A 16,398-nucleotide genomic window follows, 5' to 3' on the forward strand; every position below is an offset into this window, starting at 1 on the left:
TGATCCTGAATGTCGTTAAGTCGTGTTTCGGTCACCGCGGTGCGCAATCTGCACCCGGTGACCTTCTCCCCCTCCCCCCGCATCAACATTCTTTACGGCGCCAACGGCAGCGGCAAAACCAGTGTTCTGGAAGCCATTCATCTGCTGGGGCTTGCCCGTTCGTTTCGCAGTACGCGGCTGTTGCCTGTCATTCAGTACGAACAGCTCGCCTGTACCGTATTCGGTCAGGTTGAACTGGCTGAAGGCGGACACAGTGCGCTGGGGATTTCCCGCGACCGTCAGGGCGAGTTCCAGATTCGCATCGACGGCCAGAACGCCCGTAGCGCTGCGCAGCTGGCGGAGATCCTGCCGCTGCAGTTGATCAACCCGGACAGCTTCCGTCTGCTGGAAGGCGCACCGAAGATTCGCCGGCAGTTTCTCGACTGGGGCGTGTTCCACGTCGAACCGCGTTTCATGGCCACTTGGCAGCGTTTGCAGAAGGCGCTGCGCCAGAGAAACTCCTGGCTGCGGCATGGTACACTTGACGCCGTTTCGCAAGCGGTTTGGGACAGGGAACTGTGCCAGGCCAGCGCTGAAATCGATGAATACCGCCGCGCTTACATCACAGCCTTGAAACCGGTCTTCGAACAGACCTTGAGCGAACTGGTTGAGCTCGAGGGTTTGACGCTCAGCTATTACCGAGGCTGGGACAAGGACCGCGAATTGAGCGCCGTACTCGCCGCTTCCGTACAACGGGACCAGCAGATGGGGCACACCCAGGCCGGACCGCAACGAGCTGATTTGCGTCTCAGATTGGGCGCACACAATGCCGCGGACATTTTGTCCCGGGGTCAGCAGAAGTTGGTGGTGTGTGCACTGCGGATTGCCCAAGGGCACCTGGTCAGCCAGGCCCGTCGCGGACAGTGTATTTATCTGGTGGATGACTTGCCGTCCGAGCTGGACGAGAGCCACCGTCGCGCGCTATGCCGCTTGCTGGAAGACTTACGCTGCCAGGTGTTTATCACCTGTGTAGATCACGAATTACTGAGGGAAGGCTGGCAGACGGAAACGCCAGTCGCTTTGTTCCACGTGGAACAGGGCCGTATCACCCAGACCCACGACCATCGGGAGTGAAGGCATTGAGCGAAGAAAATACGTACGACTCAACGAGCATTAAAGTGCTGAAAGGCCTGGATGCCGTACGCAAACGTCCCGGTATGTACATTGGTGACACCGACGATGGCAGCGGTCTGCACCACATGGTGTTCGAGGTGGTCGACAACTCGATCGACGAAGCCCTCGCCGGCCATTGCGACGACATCAGCATCATCATTCACCCGGACGAATCCATCACCGTTAAAGACAACGGTCGTGGCATCCCGGTAGACGTGCATAAAGAGGAAGGCGTTTCCGCCGCAGAGGTCATCATGACCGTCCTCCACGCTGGCGGTAAGTTCGACGACAACTCCTACAAAGTATCCGGCGGTCTGCACGGCGTAGGTGTGTCGGTGGTGAACGCGCTGTCCGAAGAACTGGTCCTTACCGTTCGCCGCAGTGGCAAGATCTGGGAACAGACCTACGTCCACGGCGTTCCTCAGGCACCGATGGCCATCGTTGGCGACAGCGAAACCACCGGTACCCAGATCCACTTCAAGGCTTCCAGCGAAACCTTCAAGAACATTCACTTCAGCTGGGACATCCTCGCCAAGCGCATTCGTGAACTGTCCTTCCTCAACTCCGGTGTCGGCATCGTCCTCAAGGACGAGCGCAGCGGCAAGGAAGAGCTGTTCAAGTACGAAGGCGGCCTGCGTGCGTTCGTTGAATACCTGAACACCAACAAGACTGCGGTCAATCAGGTGTTCCACTTCAACATCCAGCGTGAAGACGGCATCGGCGTGGAAATCGCCCTGCAGTGGAACGACAGCTTCAACGAGAACCTGTTGTGCTTCACCAACAACATTCCGCAGCGCGACGGCGGCACCCACCTGGTGGGCTTCCGCTCGGCGCTGACGCGTAACCTGAACAACTACATCGAGCAGGAAGGTCTGGCGAAGAAGCACAAAGTCGCCACCACCGGCGACGATGCCCGTGAAGGCCTGACCGCGATCATCTCGGTGAAAGTGCCGGATCCGAAGTTCAGCTCGCAGACCAAAGACAAGCTGGTGTCTTCCGAGGTGAAGACTGCGGTGGAACAGGAGATGGGCAAATACTTCTCCGACTTCCTCCTGGAAAACCCGAACGAAGCCAAGCTGGTGGTCGGTAAGATGATCGACGCCGCCCGTGCCCGTGAAGCCGCGCGCAAGGCCCGTGAGATGACCCGCCGCAAAGGCGCGCTGGACATCGCCGGTCTGCCGGGCAAGCTCGCCGACTGCCAGGAAAAAGACCCGGCGCTGTCCGAACTGTACCTGGTGGAGGGTGACTCCGCGGGCGGTTCTGCGAAGCAGGGACGTAACCGCAAGACCCAGGCGATCCTGCCGTTGAAGGGCAAGATCCTCAACGTCGAGAAAGCGCGTTTCGACAAGATGATCTCGTCCCAGGAAGTGGGCACGCTGATCACCGCGCTGGGCTGTGGCATCGGTCGCGAAGAGTACAACATCGACAAGCTGCGCTATCACAACATCATCATCATGACCGATGCTGACGTCGACGGTTCGCACATCCGTACCCTGCTGCTGACCTTCTTCTTCCGTCAGTTGCCCGAGCTGATCGAGCGTGGCTACATCTACATCGCCCAGCCACCGCTGTATAAGGTCAAGAAAGGCAAGCAAGAGCAATACATCAAAGACGACGACGCCATGGAAGAGTACATGACGCAGTCGGCCCTGGAAGATGCAAGCCTGCACCTGAACGAAGAAGCCCCGGGCATTTCCGGGGAAGCGCTGGAACGTCTGGTGAACGACTTCCGCATGGTGATGAAGACCCTCAAGCGTCTGTCGCGCCTGTACCCACAGGAGCTGACCGAGCACTTCATCTATCTGCCGGCCGTCAGTCTGGAAACCCTGGGCGACCACGCGGCGATGCAAGAGTGGCTGGCGCAGTATGAAGTCCGTCTGCGCACCAACGAGAAGTCCGGCCTGGTCTACAAGGCCAGCCTGCGTGAGGATCGCGAACGTGGCGTCTGGCTGCCAGAGGTCGAACTGATCTCCCACGGCCTGTCGAACTACGTCACCTTCAACCGCGACTTCTTCGGCAGCAACGACTACAAAACCGTTGTCACTCTGGGCGCGCAACTGAGCACCCTGCTCGATGAAGGCGCGTACATCCAGCGTGGCGAACGCAAGAAAGCCGTTACCGAGTTCAAGGAAGCCCTCGACTGGCTGATGGCCGAAAGCACCAAGCGCCACACCATCCAGCGCTACAAAGGTCTGGGCGAAATGAACCCGGATCAGCTGTGGGAAACCACCATGGACCCAAGCGTGCGGCGCATGCTGAAAGTCACCATCGAAGACGCCATCGGTGCAGACCAGATCTTCAACACCCTGATGGGTGATGCGGTCGAACCTCGCCGAGACTTCATCGAGAGCAACGCACTGGCGGTTTCCAACCTGGATTTCTGATCCTGATTGCTACCCGCTCATGAAAAACCCCGGCCAATGCCGGGGTTTTTTTTGGCCTCACTCATTTCCAGTGCCGACACTCTCCAACCGATACCCATACCCATAAATTGTCAGCAACTGCCAACCCCGATCCGCTGTCAGCCCGAGCTTGTTGCGCAATCGGTAGATATGCGTATCCAGTGGCCGCGAAGAAGTTGTCTCCTCGTTCGGCCAGAAGCGCTCGTACAGGTAATCCCGCGACAATGGCCGCCCCAGGTTGCTGAACAGGCAGCGCGCCAGGCGGTATTCGCGTTCGGTCATGAGGATCGGTTTGCCTTCACGGGTGACGGTCAGTTCGGCGTCGTCGAAAGTCAGATCGTGAAACGTCTGTATTTCGCCCGCCGCGCTGCGCGGTTGGCTATGCCGACGCAGTACCGCTGCCACCCTCGCCTTCAACTCATTCGGGCGAAACGGCTTGCTGACATAATCGTCGGCCCCGGCATTCAAGGCTTGAACGATATCGCTTTCGCCGTCGCGGCTGGTGAGCATGATCGCCGCAGGTGGCGCGTCCATGTGTTCGCGGGTCCAGCGCAGCAGTGCCAGGCCCGTGAGATCAGGAAGTTGCCAATCGAGAATCAACAGGTCGAAGGTTTCCCGGCGCAACTGGCGCAACAAGTCTTCGCCGCGCTCGAAGCTGTGCAGCGACCACGGCTGCTCGCCCGCTTCGGCCATTTGCTCCAGGGTTTGCTCGACCCGGCGCAGTTCGGCGGGTTCGTCGTCCAGAATGGCAACGCGCATCGGCGGTGTTCCTTGTCGCTGGGGCTGGGATGTCGACAATAGCGACTCCCCGGCCGCGATGAAAGAAGCAGCCCGTCGGTGGTCGACGTCCGCTATGATTCTTCGGGTCTACGCCTCCGACCAGAGACCTATGAAACCCTATCCACTGCCCTGCCCTTTGCCTCATGCGTAACCCTCAACGCCGACGTGAAAGTCGTGAGCCGAGCCAGGTCCAGCGTCTGTTCCGGCGGCTGGTGCGCGAGTGGTTGTGGATAAGTCTAGTGCTGTTGCCGCTGACTGCCTTGTTGTCTTATCGCGCCCAGATCAATCTGCACAATCTGTCGCCAGCGCCCGGCGCTCTGTTGTCCGTGGCGATGGTCGCGGGTGTGCTGGGATTGTTGCTGTGGCGGCCGCGTTGGGCGCTGTGGGTAACCTTGGTCGGTATGGCCTGTGCGCTGATCGCCAGCGCCCTGCTGGCCGAAGTCCGCTACTGGTGGTCGCCAACGCCAGCAGCCCTGGGGATGTTGTTCGGTTACCTGATCTGGAACTGGCGACGCTTGAGTGTTGTGTTGACGTATTTCGGCTGGGAGCTGGCACGTCTGGACAGCGAACCGAAAGTCTTCCCTGAACGTCGGCGGACCCGCTTCACCGGTGCCGACCGTTTGCAGGGCCAGATCATGGCGCTCGAACAAGCCATGAGCCGCACCCGCGACACCCGGCGGTTCATTGCCGATGGCCTGGAATACCTGCCGGTGGCGACGCTGATCAGTGATCCGCTGGGCAAGATCCTGCTGGGCAATCGCAAGGCGCGCGAGTTGTTCGAGGATCCGCTGGTGGGCGATGACGTGCTCGATCAACTGGCACGGCTCGGCTATCCGGAATTATCCACAGCGCCGCGACCGCCGCTGGCCACCCTGCCGCTGCTGGAATTTCGCGATCACAAGGAGCGCAGTCTGCGCCTGGAAAGAGCGGCGCTGCTGCCGGTCGACGGCGATACGCCGATCGGTTGGCTGCTCAGCCTGACGGACTTGAGTGCCGAGCGTGCGGCTGAGGAGCAGCGCGGCGTCCTGCTGCGTTTTCTTTCCCACGACCTGCGCGCCCCCCATTCGGCGATCCTCGCCCTGCTGGATGTGCATGGTCACCAGGCGGGTGCTGATGCGCCGCTGTTCGAGCAGATTGAGCGTCAGGTGCGCCGCGCGCTGGATCTGACTGATGGTTTTGTCTTGTTGGCGCGGGCTGAATCCGAAACCTACCAGTTCCGCCCGACATTGTTCGCCATGCTGGTACTGGATGTGCTCGATCAGGCGTTGCCGATCGCCCAGCAGAAACGCATCGAGCTGCTCAACGAGGTCGATGAGCAATGCCAGGAGCGGCTGATTCTGGCCGATCAGGGATTGCTGACGCGCGCCCTGTTCAACCTGCTGGAAAACGCGATCAAGTACAGCCCCGCAGACAGCACTGTGCAACTGCAGGTCAGCTGTGCTGGACAGTGGCTGCGCTGCGAATTGACCGATCAGGGCAAGGGCATTGCCGCCGATGAATTGCCTGACCTGTTCAGCCAGTATCGGCGTTTCTCTTCGGCCCAAGGCATCGACGGCGTGGGCTTGGGTTTGTCGATGGTCAAAGCCGTGATTGATCATCATGGCGGTACGATTGAGTGTCGTAGCGTGGTCGATGCGGGAACCACTTTCCTTATCGAGTTGCCGCTGCTCGCTGAATGAAAAAGGGGCACAAAAAAACCGGCTATAACGGCCGGTTTTTTTACATCCGAATAAAACTTATGCACGGATTTTGTTCAATTCATAAATTTATAAATATCTATGAAAATCAATAATTTAGAAAACAATTGCGGTCTTTTTTAGCAAAAGCGTACACAGGTTATCCACAAAATTCAGACAGCCAGCTGGTCACTCGCTGCCGGTGCCTGTGGCGCCGGTGGCAGCGAGCCCATTTCACGCTGGGTTTTCTCGTTCCACGCCTGCACACGGTCATTCAGATCAGCGATGGCGCGCGGCCCGCTGCCTTCGGCATACATCGGTTCGCCGATGACCACGGTGATCACTCCGGCCTGTTTGCCCCAGCCGATTTTGGGCCAGAATTTGCCGGCATTGTGTGCAATCGGCAGCACCGGAAGCGCCGCATTCACCGCCAACGCACTGCCACTGCGAGAGAATTTTCCGACAGTGCCGTAGGGGACTCGTGTGCCTTCGGGAAAGATCAGCACCCAGACGTTGTCCTTGAGCAGCTCGTCGCCTTTAGCCGCGACTTGTTTGAGCGCGGCCTTCGGGTTGTCGCGGTCAATGGCGATCGGGCGCAGCATTGCCATGGCCCAGCCGAAGAACGGCACGTAGAGCAATTCGCGCTTGAGCACTTGGCTCAATGGCGAGAAATAAGCGGAGAGAAAGAAGGTCTCCCAAGTGCTCTGATGGTTCGATTGAATCACGCAGGGCCGGTCAGGCACGTTTTCCGCGCCTTTGATTTCGTAGCGGATGCCAAGGAAAACCTTGGTCAGCCACAGGGCGCAACGGCACCAGTACACGTTGATGAAACGATAGCGCGCCTTGAAGGACAGAAACGGCGCGATGAAAAAGCTCAGACTGCACCACAGCAACGCTGTTGTGCCCAGCAGCAGGTAAAAAACAAAGATTCTGAAGGCCCGCAGTATCGACATGGCGACGGTTACCGTTACGGGGCAATGCCCCGACTGTTCAAGCGCACTCCCGAGCAATCCCTGGCCAGGAAATTCAGAAGTACTCTAGTTGTGGATAAGTTCTGCGGCAATCGCCGCCAGATCGTCAAAAATCAGGGTGCCAACCGGCAGGGTTTTACCCTGAGTCTTTTCGCCTTTCCCGGTCTTCACCAAAACTGGCTGTGAATCGACGGCTTTGGCGGCCTCCAGGTCACCAAGGCTGTCGCCGACGAACCAGACGTTGGTCAACGGCACCGTGTAATGCTCGGCAATGGTTTTGAGCATTCCCGGTTTCGGTTTGCGGCAATCGCAACCTTCATCCGGGCCATGCGGGCAATACACGATCAAACCGACTTCACCGCCCTGCTCCGCGACCAGCTCGCGCAGGCGCGCGTGCATGGCCTCGAGGGTGGCGAGGTCGTAATAGCCGCGAGCAATGCCCGACTGGTTGGTGGCCACCGCCACCGTCCAGCCGGCCTTGCTCAACTGCGCGATCGCTTCGATCGAGCCGGGCAGCGGGATCCACTCCTCCACCGACTTGATGTAGGCATCGGAGTCGTAATTGATCACGCCGTCACGATCGAGAATCAGCAGTTTCAACAGCAATCCCTCAACCCAGCAGCGAAATGTCGGCAACACCGAGGAACAGGCCACGCAGGCGCGCCAGCAGCGCGTAGCGGTTAGCTCGCACATTGGCGTCGTCGGCATTGACCATCACCGCGTCGAAGAACGCGTCGACCGGCTCGCGCAGTGCCGCCAGGCGTGCCAGCGATTCGTTGTACTGACGCGCCGCGGCCATTGGCTGCACCGCCTGATCCGCTTGCTGGATCGCCGAATAAAGCGAGAACTCGTTGGCATTGTCGAAATACTTCGCCTCGACCACGGTCGGTACCGAGCCTTCGACTTTGCTCAACAGGTTCGACACCCGCTTGTTCACCGCCGCCAGCGCTGCCGCTTCCGGCAGTTTGCGGAAAGCCTGCACCGCCTGCACACGCTGGTCGAAGTCCAGCGCCGAACCCGGCTTCAATGCACGTACCGACAGGTAGGTGGCGACGTCGACGCCTTCGTCTTCATAACGCGCACGCAGGCGGTCGAAGATGAAGTCCAGCACGGCATCGTTGAGGCCGGCAGCCTTGACCTTGCCGCCGAATGCATTCACCGCGAAAGCCACGGCGTCGTTCAGGTCCAGGTCCAGTTGTTTCTCGATCAGGATACGCAGCACGCCCAGTGCCGCACGGCGCAGGGCATACGGGTCTTTGCTGCCGGTAGGCAGCATGCCGATACCGAAGATGCCGACCAGAGTGTCGAGCTTGTCGGCGATCGCCACGGCTGCACCGGTCAGGGTCGCTGGCAATTCGGCACCGGCACCGCGTGGCATGTACTGCTCGTTCAGCGCCAGCGCGACGTCCTGCGGCTCGCCGTCATTGAGGGCGTAGTAGTAACCGGCGACACCTTGCATCTCCGGGAACTCGCCAACCATTTCGGTGGCCAGGTCGCACTTCGACAGCAGGCCCGCGCGGGCAGCCCACGAGGCGTTGCCGCCGATACGTGCGGCGATGTACGCGGCCAGTTTGGAAACGCGCTCGGCCTTGTCGTAGACGCTGCCGAGTTTTTCCTGGAACACCACGTTTTGCAGGCGCAGGTTGAAGTCTTCGAGTTTGTGCTTCTTGTCCTGCTTGAAGAAGAACTCGGCGTCGGTCAGGCGTGGGCGCACCACTTTCTCGTTACCGGCGATGATCTGCTGCGGGTCTTTGCTTTCGATGTTGGCCACGGTAATGAAACGTGGCAGCAACTTGCCGTCGGCATCCAGCAGGCAGAAATACTTCTGGTTGTCCTGCATGGTGGTGATCAGCGCTTCCTGCGGCACGTCGAGGAAGCGTTCTTCGAACGAGCACACCAGCGGCACCGGCCATTCAACCAGCGCAGTCACTTCGTCGAGCAGTGCCGGCGGCACGATCGCCGTGCCTTCCTGACGGGTGGCCAGCTCTTCGGTGCGCTTGCTGATGATCTCGCGACGCTCGTTGGCATCGGCCAATACGTAAGCGGCACGCAAGTCGGCGAGGTAGCTCGATGGCGAACCGATGCGCACGCTCTCCGGATGATGGAAACGGTGACCACGGGATTCACGGCCAGCCTTCTGCGCGAGGATCGTGCAATCGATGACCTGGTCACCGAGCAGCATCACCAGCCACTGGGTCGGACGCACGAATTCTTCCTTGCGCGCACCCCAACGCATGCGTTTCGGGATCGGCAGGTCGTTCAGCGAATCTTCGACGATGGTCGGCAGCAGGCTCGCGGTCGGCTTGCCGGCGATGTTCTGGCTATAACGCAGTTTCGGACCGCTCTGCTCGATTTCGCTCAGCTCGACGCCGCACTTCTTGGCAAAGCCCAGGGCGGCCTGAGTCGGATTGCCGTCAGCGTCGAACGCGGCCTGACGTGGCGGGCCATCGAGGTTGATGCTGCGATCCGGCTGCTGAGTGGCCAGCGCAGTGATCAGCACAGCCAGACGACGTGGCGCGGCATAAACGGTTTTGCTTTCGTAGCTCAGGCCAGCGGCTTGCAGGCCCTTGTCGATACCGGCGAGGAACGCATCAGCCAAAGTGTTCAGGGCTTTGGGTGGCAGTTCTTCGGTGCCCAGTTCAACCAGAAAATCTTGCGCACTCATTGTGCAGCCTCCAGCTTGGCCAGTACTTCGTCACGCAGGTCCGGGGTCGCCATCGGGAAGCCCAGCTTGGCGCGGGCCAGCAGGTAGGCTTGCGCAACGGAACGCGCCAGGGTGCGTACGCGCAGAATGTATTGCTGACGCGCAGTCACCGAGATCGCCCGGCGCGCATCCAGCAGGTTGAAGGTGTGCGACGCCTTCAGCACCATTTCGTAGCTCGGCAACGGCAGCGGCTGGTCGAGTTCGATCAGGCGCTTGGCTTCGCTTTCATAGAAGTCGAACAGCTCGAACAGTTTGTCGACGTTGGCGTGTTCGAAGTTGTAAGTGGACTGCTCCACTTCGTTCTGGTGGAACACATCGCCGTAGGTGACTTTGCCGAACGGGCCGTCAGCCCAGACCAGGTCGTAGACCGAATCGACGCCTTGCAGGTACATCGCCAGGCGCTCGAGACCGTAGGTGATCTCGCCGGTCACCGGGTAGCACTCGATGCCGCCCGCTTGCTGGAAGTAGGTGAACTGGGTGACTTCCATGCCATTGAGCCAGACTTCCCAGCCCAGACCCCAGGCGCCGAGGGTCGGCGATTCCCAGTTGTCTTCGACGAAGCGGATGTCGTGCACCAGCGGGTCGAGGCCGACATGCTTGAGCGAGCCCAGGTACAGTTCCTGGAAGTTGTCCGGGTTCGGCTTCAGGACTACCTGGAACTGGTAGTAGTGCTGCAGACGGTTCGGGTTTTCGCCGTAACGGCCGTCAGTCGGACGGCGGCTTGGCTGCACGTACGCGGCGTTCCAGGTTTCCGGGCCGATGGCGCGCAGGAAGGTCGCGGTGTGGAAAGTGCCGGCGCCTACTTCCATATCGTAGGGCTGAAGTACCACACAACCTTGCTCGGCCCAGTATTGCTGGAGCGCGAGGATCAAGTCTTGGAAGGTACGCACGGCTGGCGTAGGCTGGCTCACGAAATTCACCTGTTTCTTGGGCTGCGATTTAAAGAGCGGGAGTATACCCGATTCGTTGCTGCGCACGCCCCCTGGAGCCTTATGCCACGCTGCTTTTGGTGTACCGAAGATCCGCTGTACATGGCTTATCACGATCAGGAGTGGGGCACGCCGCTGCGCGATGCGCAGGGTTTGTTCGAGTTGCTTTTGCTCGAAGGGTTCCAGGCCGGGTTGTCGTGGATCACTGTGCTGCGCAAACGCGAGCGTTACCGTCAGGTGCTGTTCGGCTTCGATTTGCAGCGCGTGGCGCAGATGAGTGACGCCGAGATCGACGAACTGATGCTCGATCCGGGCATCATCCGCAATCGCCTGAAACTCAACGCCGCCCGGCGCAATGCCCAGGCGTGGCTGGCGCTGGAGGATCCGGTGGCGTTGCTCTGGTCATTCGTGGGCGACCAACCGATCATCAATCATTTCAAGGATCGCAGCGAAGTCCCGGCGATCACCCCCGAAGCGCTGGCCATGAGCAAGGCGCTGAAAAAAGCCGGCTTCACCTTCGTCGGTCCGACCATTTGCTACGCGCTGATGCAGGCCTCGGGCATGGTCATGGACCACACCCAGGATTGCGACCGCTACGCGCAGCTCGCCAACGCCGGTTAGAATGCCCGCCTCGCGCACAGCACAAAGATCAGGAGTGACCTGTGGAAAAGTTTAAAGGCGCCTTGCTGGTAGGCGCTCTGCGGCTGTTTGCCCTGCTGCCATGGCGAGCCGTGCAGGCCGTGGGTTCGGCGATCGGCTGGATCATGTGGAAAATCCCCAACCGTTCCCGCGACGTGGTGCGGATCAACCTGTCCAAGTGTTTTCCCCAGATGGATGCGGCCGAACGTGAGCGTCTGGTCGGACAGAGTCTGAAGGACATCGGCAAGTCGCTGACCGAAAGCGCCTGCGCGTGGATCTGGCCGGCGCAGCGCTCGATCGATCTGGTCCGCGAAGTCGAAGGCCTAGATGTGTTGAAAGACGCGCTGGCCTCGGGTAAAGGCGTGGTCGGCATCACCAGCCACCTCGGCAACTGGGAAGTGCTCAACCACTTCTATTGCAGCCAGTGCAAACCGATCATTTTCTACCGTCCGCCGAAGCTCAAGGCAGTGGATGAATTGCTGCGCAAACAGCGCGTGCAGCTGGGCAACAAGGTCGCGGCGTCGACCAAGGAAGGCATTCTCAGCGTCATCAAGGAAGTGCGTAAGGGCGGTGCCGTGGGCATCCCCGCCGACCCGGAACCGGCCGAATCCGCAGGGATTTTCGTGCCGTTCTTTGCCACTCAGGCACTGACCAGCAAATTCGTGCCGAACATGCTGGCCGGCGGCAAAGCGGTCGGTGTGTTCCTGCACGCCCTGCGCCTGCCTGACGGCTCGGGCTACAAAGTCATTCTCGAAGCCGCGCCCGAAGCGATGTACAGCACCGATACCGCAGAGTCCTGCGCGGCGATGAGCAAGGTAGTGGAACGTTATGTTGCGGCGTATCCGAGCCAGTACATGTGGAGCATGAAACGCTTCAAGAAGCGTCCGCCGGGCGAGGCGCGCTGGTACTGAGCAACTTCGATGGGGTGACGGTTGATGCAGACGGGCTCGCCTTGCTCAATCGGTAGCTCAAGGCGCCTGCCGCTCAAGCTTTTTCAGGAATACCGTCATCTCCTTCTCGGCCTGTTTGTCACCGTGGGCGCGGGCCGCTTCCAAGCCTTGTTCCCAGGCCTGACGCGCAGCGGCGTGATCGCCTAGCGTCAGCTGCGCCTTGCCCAGCAGCTTCCACGCTGCCGAGTATTTCGGATCGAAAGCGACACAACGCTGAAAATGCTCGGCAGCCTTGGCGTTTTCACCCAGGTCCAGATAACCCTTGCCCAGACCGAAGCGCAACAGCGCGTTATCCACACCCTTGGCGAGCATTTTTTCCAGGGATTCGAGCATTGGCGGATTCCTTTCTATTGTTCGTCAGAGAACCTGCGAGTCTGTCAAACCGCTTTCGCGAGCAGGCTCGCTCCCACATTTGGAATGCATTCCACTGTGGGAGCGAGCCTGCTCGCGAAGGGGCCATCACGGGCAACGTTGTCTTCAGGTCAGAAAAAGCTCAACCCCACATGAAACAGCTTTTCCACATCGCGAATATGCTTTTTATCCACAAGGAACAGAATCACATGGTCACCCGCTTCGATGACCGTGTCGTCGTGGGCGATGATCACGTTCTCGTTGCGGATCACTGCGCCGATGGTGGTGCCTGGTGGCAGGCCGATCTTCTCGATCGGCTTGCCGATGACCTTGCTGGATTTCGCATCACCGTGGGCAATCGCCTCGATCGCTTCCGCCGCGCCGCGGCGCAGTGAGTGCACGCTGACGATATCGCCTCGACGTACGTGGGCGAGCAGGGTGCCGATGGTCGCCAGTTGCGGGCTGATGGCGATATCGATGTCGCCGCCCTGGATCAGGTCGACGTAGGCCGGATTGTTGATGATCGTCATGACCTTCTTCGCCCCCAGCCGTTTGGCCAGCAGCGACGACATGATGTTGGCTTCATCGTCGTTGGTCAGGGCGAGGAAGATATCGGCGTCGGCGATGTTCTCTTCCAGCAGCAGATCGCGATCCGACGCACTGCCCTGCAAGACCACGGTGCTGTCGAGGGTATCGGAGAGGTAGCGGCAGCGCGCCGGGCTCATCTCGATGATCTTCACCTGATAACGGCTTTCGATCGCCTCGGCCAGGCGCTCGCCGATCTGCCCGCCCCCGGCGATAACGATGCGTTTGTAGGTTTCGTCGAGGCGACGCATTTCGCTCATCACTGCGCGAATGTCCTCACGGGCAGCGATGAAGAACACCTCGTCATCGGCCTCGATCACTGTGTCGCCCTGCGGCAAAATCGGCCGGTCACGGCGGAAGATCGCCGCTACGCGGGTTTCGACGTTCGGCATGTGCTCACGCAACTGGCGCAGTTGCTGGCCCACCAGCGGCCCGCCGTAATAGGCGCGCACCGCCACCAGTTGCGCCGCGCCTTCGGCGAAGTCGATCACCTGCAAGGCGCCGGGATGCTGGATCAGGCGCTTGATGTAGTTGGTCACGACCTGCTCGGGACTGATCAGCACGTCGACCGGAATCGCTTCGTTCTGGAACAGCTGTTCCTCGCGATTGAGGTACGACGCTTCGCGCACGCGAGCGATCTTGGTCGGCGTGTGGAACAGCGTGTGGGCGACCTGGCAGGCAACCATGTTGGTTTCGTCGCTGTTGGTCACCGCTACCAGCATGTCGGCGTCGTCGGCACCGGCCTGACGCAGCACCGAGGGCAGCGAGCCCCGGCCCTGCACGGTGCGGATATCGAGGCGGTCGCCGAGGTCGCGCAGGCGCTCGCCATCGGTGTCGACCACAGTGATGTCGTTGGCCTCGCTGGCCAGATGTTCGGCCAGCGAACCGCCGACCTGTCCCGCACCGAGGATGATGATTTTCATCCAGTCACTCCATGAATCCGTTTAGCCGCGCGCGGCGGCGATCTTGATCAGCTTGGCGTAGTAAAACCCGTCATGCCCGCCCTGCTGGGCCAGCAACTGGCGACCATGGGGCTGCTTGATGCCGGCCGCTGTGGCCAGATCCAGTTCACGGGCACCGGGGGTGCGCTCGAGGAACGCGGCGATGACTTCGGTGTTCTCGGTCGGCAGCGTCGAGCAGGTGGCGTAGAGCAGGATGCCGCCGACTTCGAGGGTTTTCCACATGGCGTCGAGCAGTTCGCCTTGCAGTTGCGCGAGGGCAACGATGTCGTCCGGCTGACGGGTCAGTTTGATGTCCGGATGACGGCGGATCACGCCGGTGGCCGAGCATGGCGCGTCGAGGAGGATGCGCTGGAACGGCTTGCCGTCCCACCATTTGTCGATATCGCGACCGTCGGCGGCGATCAGTTCAGCGTTGAGGCCGAGGCGCTCGAGGTTTTCCTTCACCCGCACCAGACGCTTGGCTTCCAGATCCACCGCCACCACCCCGGCCAGCGCCGGTTCGGCTTCGAGGATGTGGCAGGTCTTGCCGCCGAGGGCGCAGCAGGCGTCGAGCACCCGCTGCCCCGGGGCCAGATCGAGCAGGTCGGCGGCCAGTTGCGCGGCTTCGTCCTGCACGCTGATCCAGCCTTCGGCGAAACCCGGCAGGCTGCGCACGTCGGCAGCGGCTTCGAGGACGATGCCGTCGCGGCTGTAAACGCACGGTGTCGCGGCGATCCCGGCTTCGCCCAGCAACGCCAGATAAGCATCGCGGCTGTGATGACGGCGGTTGACCCGCAGGATCATTGGCGGATGCGCGTTATTCGCTGCGCAGATCGCTTCCCACTGCTCGGGCCAAAATGCCTTCAGGGATTTTTGCAGCCAGCGCGGGTGAGCTGTGCGCACCACCGGGTCGCGTTCCAGTTCGGCGAAGATCGTCTCGCTTTCGCGCTGGGCATTGCGCAGCACGGCGTTGAGCAGACCTTTGGCCCAGGGCTTTTTCAGCTTGTCTGCGCAGCCGACGGTTTCGCCGATCGCGGCATGGGCCGGTACCCGGGTGTAGAGCAGTTGATACAGACCGACCAGCAGCAACGCCTCGACATCAGCGTCGGCGGCTTTGAACGGTTTCTGCAGAAGTTTTTCCGCCAATGCCGACAGGCGTGGCTGCCAGCGTGCGGTGCCGAAGGCCAGATCCTGAGTGAAACCGCGATCACGATCCTCGACCTTGTCCAGTTGCGTCGGCAGGGAGCTGTTCAGCGAAGCCTTGCCGCTGAGTACGGCGGCGAGCGCCTTGGCGGCGGCCAGACGCGGGTTCATTGCGCTTCCACCGCAGCGCCGAGCACGCTGCCGACGGCGAATTTCTCACGACGGCTGTTGAACAGGTCGCTGAAGTTCAGCGCCTTGCCGCCGGGCAATTGCAGGCGGGTCAGGCACAGCGCTTGTGCACCGCAGGCGACAATCAGGCCGTCCTTGCTGGCGCTGAGGATTTCACCCGGAGCGCCAGTGCCTTCGGCCACGGTCGCGGCCAGCACTTTCAACGCTTCGCCATTGAGCGTGCTGTGGGTGATCGGCCATGGATTGAAGGCGCGGACCAGACGTTCCAGCTCCACCGCCGGGCGGCTCCAGTCGATGCGTGCTTCGTCTTTGTTCAGTTTGTGCGCGTAAGTGGCGAGCTCATCGTTCTGCACCTCACCTTGCAGGGTGCCGGCAGCCAGACCGGCAATCGCCTGCACCACGGCGGGCGGACCCATCTCGGCGAGGCGATCATGCAGGGTGCCGCCAGTGTCTTGCGCGCTGATCGGCGTGACGACCTTGAGCAGCATCGGCCCGGTATCCAGCCCGGCCTCCATGCGCATCACCGTTACACCGCTTTCGGCATCGCCGTGTTCGACCGCGCGCTGGATCGGCGCCGCACCGCGCCAGCGCGGCAGCAACGACGCGTGGCTGTTGATGCAACCCAGACGCGGAATATCCAGCACCGCTTGCGGCAGGATCAAACCGTAAGCGACCACCACCATCAGATCCGGCTTCAGCGCGGCCAGCTCTGCCTGAGCGTCGGTATTGCGCAAGGTCGGCGGCTGCAACACCTGGATATTATTTTCCAGGGCCAGTTGTTTGACCGGGCTCGGCATGAGTTTTTGCCCACGGCCGGCCGGGCGATCCGGCTGGGTGTAGACCGCGACGATCTCGTACGGGCTGCTCAGCAGGGCATTGAGGTGTTCAGCGGCGAATTCCGGGGTACCGGCAAAAACGATGCGCAGTGGCTCAGTCATGAAGGGCGTCTCATAAAAGAAAAAGGCTTGCCGCAGCAAGCCTTTGAA

The 16,398-nt window shown here is 60.8% G+C and carries 14 protein-coding genes; 5 read left to right on the plus strand and 9 right to left on the minus strand.

Annotated elements, in window-relative coordinates:
- Window positions 1–9 precede the first annotated feature (9 nt).
- Both recF and gyrB read left to right on the plus strand, forming a co-directional pair.
- On the plus strand, window positions 10–1,113 hold the full coding sequence (gene recF / locus AB4O12_RS21690; RefSeq protein WP_056791117.1) for a DNA replication/repair protein RecF: 1,104 nt from the start codon (window positions 10–12) through the stop codon (window positions 1,111–1,113).
- A 5-nt stretch (window positions 1,114–1,118) separates the two neighbouring features.
- Complete coding sequence (gene gyrB / locus AB4O12_RS21695) at window positions 1,119–3,536, plus strand: DNA topoisomerase (ATP-hydrolyzing) subunit B (RefSeq protein WP_024014948.1); 2,418 nt, start codon at window positions 1,119–1,121, stop codon at window positions 3,534–3,536.
- A gap of 57 nt (window positions 3,537–3,593) precedes the next feature.
- Here gyrB and AB4O12_RS21700 read toward each other — a convergent pair whose 3' ends face one another.
- Window positions 3,594–4,313, minus strand: a complete 720-nt coding sequence (locus AB4O12_RS21700) for a response regulator transcription factor (protein ID WP_073470814.1) — start codon at window positions 4,311–4,313, stop codon at window positions 3,594–3,596.
- A gap of 164 nt (window positions 4,314–4,477) precedes the next feature.
- Between AB4O12_RS21700 and AB4O12_RS21705 the strand changes: the two genes are divergently transcribed.
- The gene (locus AB4O12_RS21705) at window positions 4,478–6,013 is read left to right on the plus strand and encodes a sensor histidine kinase (RefSeq protein ID WP_460059719.1); all 1,536 of its coding nucleotides are present in this window, start codon (window positions 4,478–4,480) and stop codon (window positions 6,011–6,013) included.
- 170 nt (window positions 6,014–6,183) lie between these two features.
- Here AB4O12_RS21705 and AB4O12_RS21710 read toward each other — a convergent pair whose 3' ends face one another.
- The 4 genes from AB4O12_RS21710 to glyQ all read right to left on the minus strand — a co-directional run bounded on the left by AB4O12_RS21710 (window position 6,184) and on the right by glyQ (window position 10,596).
- The gene (locus AB4O12_RS21710; RefSeq protein ID WP_041476517.1) at window positions 6,184–6,963 is read right to left on the minus strand and encodes a lysophospholipid acyltransferase family protein; all 780 of its coding nucleotides are present in this window, start codon (window positions 6,961–6,963) and stop codon (window positions 6,184–6,186) included.
- Between the two features lie 84 nt (window positions 6,964–7,047).
- Complete coding sequence (gene gmhB, locus AB4O12_RS21715; protein ID WP_164488352.1) at window positions 7,048–7,587, minus strand: D-glycero-beta-D-manno-heptose 1,7-bisphosphate 7-phosphatase; 540 nt, start codon at window positions 7,585–7,587, stop codon at window positions 7,048–7,050.
- A gap of 4 nt (window positions 7,588–7,591) precedes the next feature.
- Complete coding sequence (glyS, locus tag AB4O12_RS21720; RefSeq protein WP_460059720.1) at window positions 7,592–9,646, minus strand: glycine--tRNA ligase subunit beta; 2,055 nt, start codon at window positions 9,644–9,646, stop codon at window positions 7,592–7,594.
- Window positions 9,643–10,596, minus strand: a complete 954-nt coding sequence (gene glyQ, locus AB4O12_RS21725) for a glycine--tRNA ligase subunit alpha (RefSeq protein WP_003187265.1) — start codon at window positions 10,594–10,596, stop codon at window positions 9,643–9,645. Before glyQ ends, glyS begins: the two co-directional genes overlap by 4 nt.
- A gap of 81 nt (window positions 10,597–10,677) precedes the next feature.
- Here glyQ and tag point away from each other — a divergent pair, with 81 nt between their 5' ends.
- Together tag and AB4O12_RS21735 are read left to right on the plus strand one after the other, a co-directional pair.
- Entirely contained in the window at window positions 10,678–11,235 is a 558-nt protein-coding gene (gene tag / locus AB4O12_RS21730; RefSeq protein WP_460059721.1) for a DNA-3-methyladenine glycosylase I, read from the plus strand.
- A gap of 41 nt (window positions 11,236–11,276) precedes the next feature.
- Window positions 11,277–12,164: a lysophospholipid acyltransferase gene (locus tag AB4O12_RS21735; protein WP_310218551.1), complete on the plus strand. Its 888-nt coding sequence runs from the start codon at window positions 11,277–11,279 to the stop codon at window positions 12,162–12,164.
- Window positions 12,165–12,221: 57 nt separating this feature from the next.
- Here AB4O12_RS21735 and AB4O12_RS21740 read toward each other — a convergent pair whose 3' ends face one another.
- The 4 genes from AB4O12_RS21740 to fmt form a co-directional block, all read right to left on the minus strand.
- On the minus strand, window positions 12,222–12,536 hold the full coding sequence (locus AB4O12_RS21740; protein ID WP_460059722.1) for a tetratricopeptide repeat protein: 315 nt from the start codon (window positions 12,534–12,536) through the stop codon (window positions 12,222–12,224).
- A 149-nt stretch (window positions 12,537–12,685) separates the two neighbouring features.
- Window positions 12,686–14,062, minus strand: a complete 1,377-nt coding sequence (gene trkA, locus AB4O12_RS21745) for a Trk system potassium transporter TrkA (protein WP_041476512.1) — start codon at window positions 14,060–14,062, stop codon at window positions 12,686–12,688.
- Window positions 14,063–14,083: 21 nt separating this feature from the next.
- Window positions 14,084–15,394, minus strand: coding sequence for a 16S rRNA (cytosine(967)-C(5))-methyltransferase RsmB (gene rsmB, locus AB4O12_RS21750; protein WP_460059723.1), 1,311 nt, complete (start codon window positions 15,392–15,394; stop codon window positions 14,084–14,086).
- Entirely contained in the window at window positions 15,391–16,350 is a 960-nt protein-coding gene (fmt, locus tag AB4O12_RS21755; protein WP_353188840.1) for a methionyl-tRNA formyltransferase, read from the minus strand. The genes rsmB and fmt overlap by 4 nt, the downstream gene beginning before the upstream one ends.
- Window positions 16,351–16,398: the final 48 nt, after the last annotated feature.

Source organism: Pseudomonas sp. S2_A05, assembly GCF_054668485.1.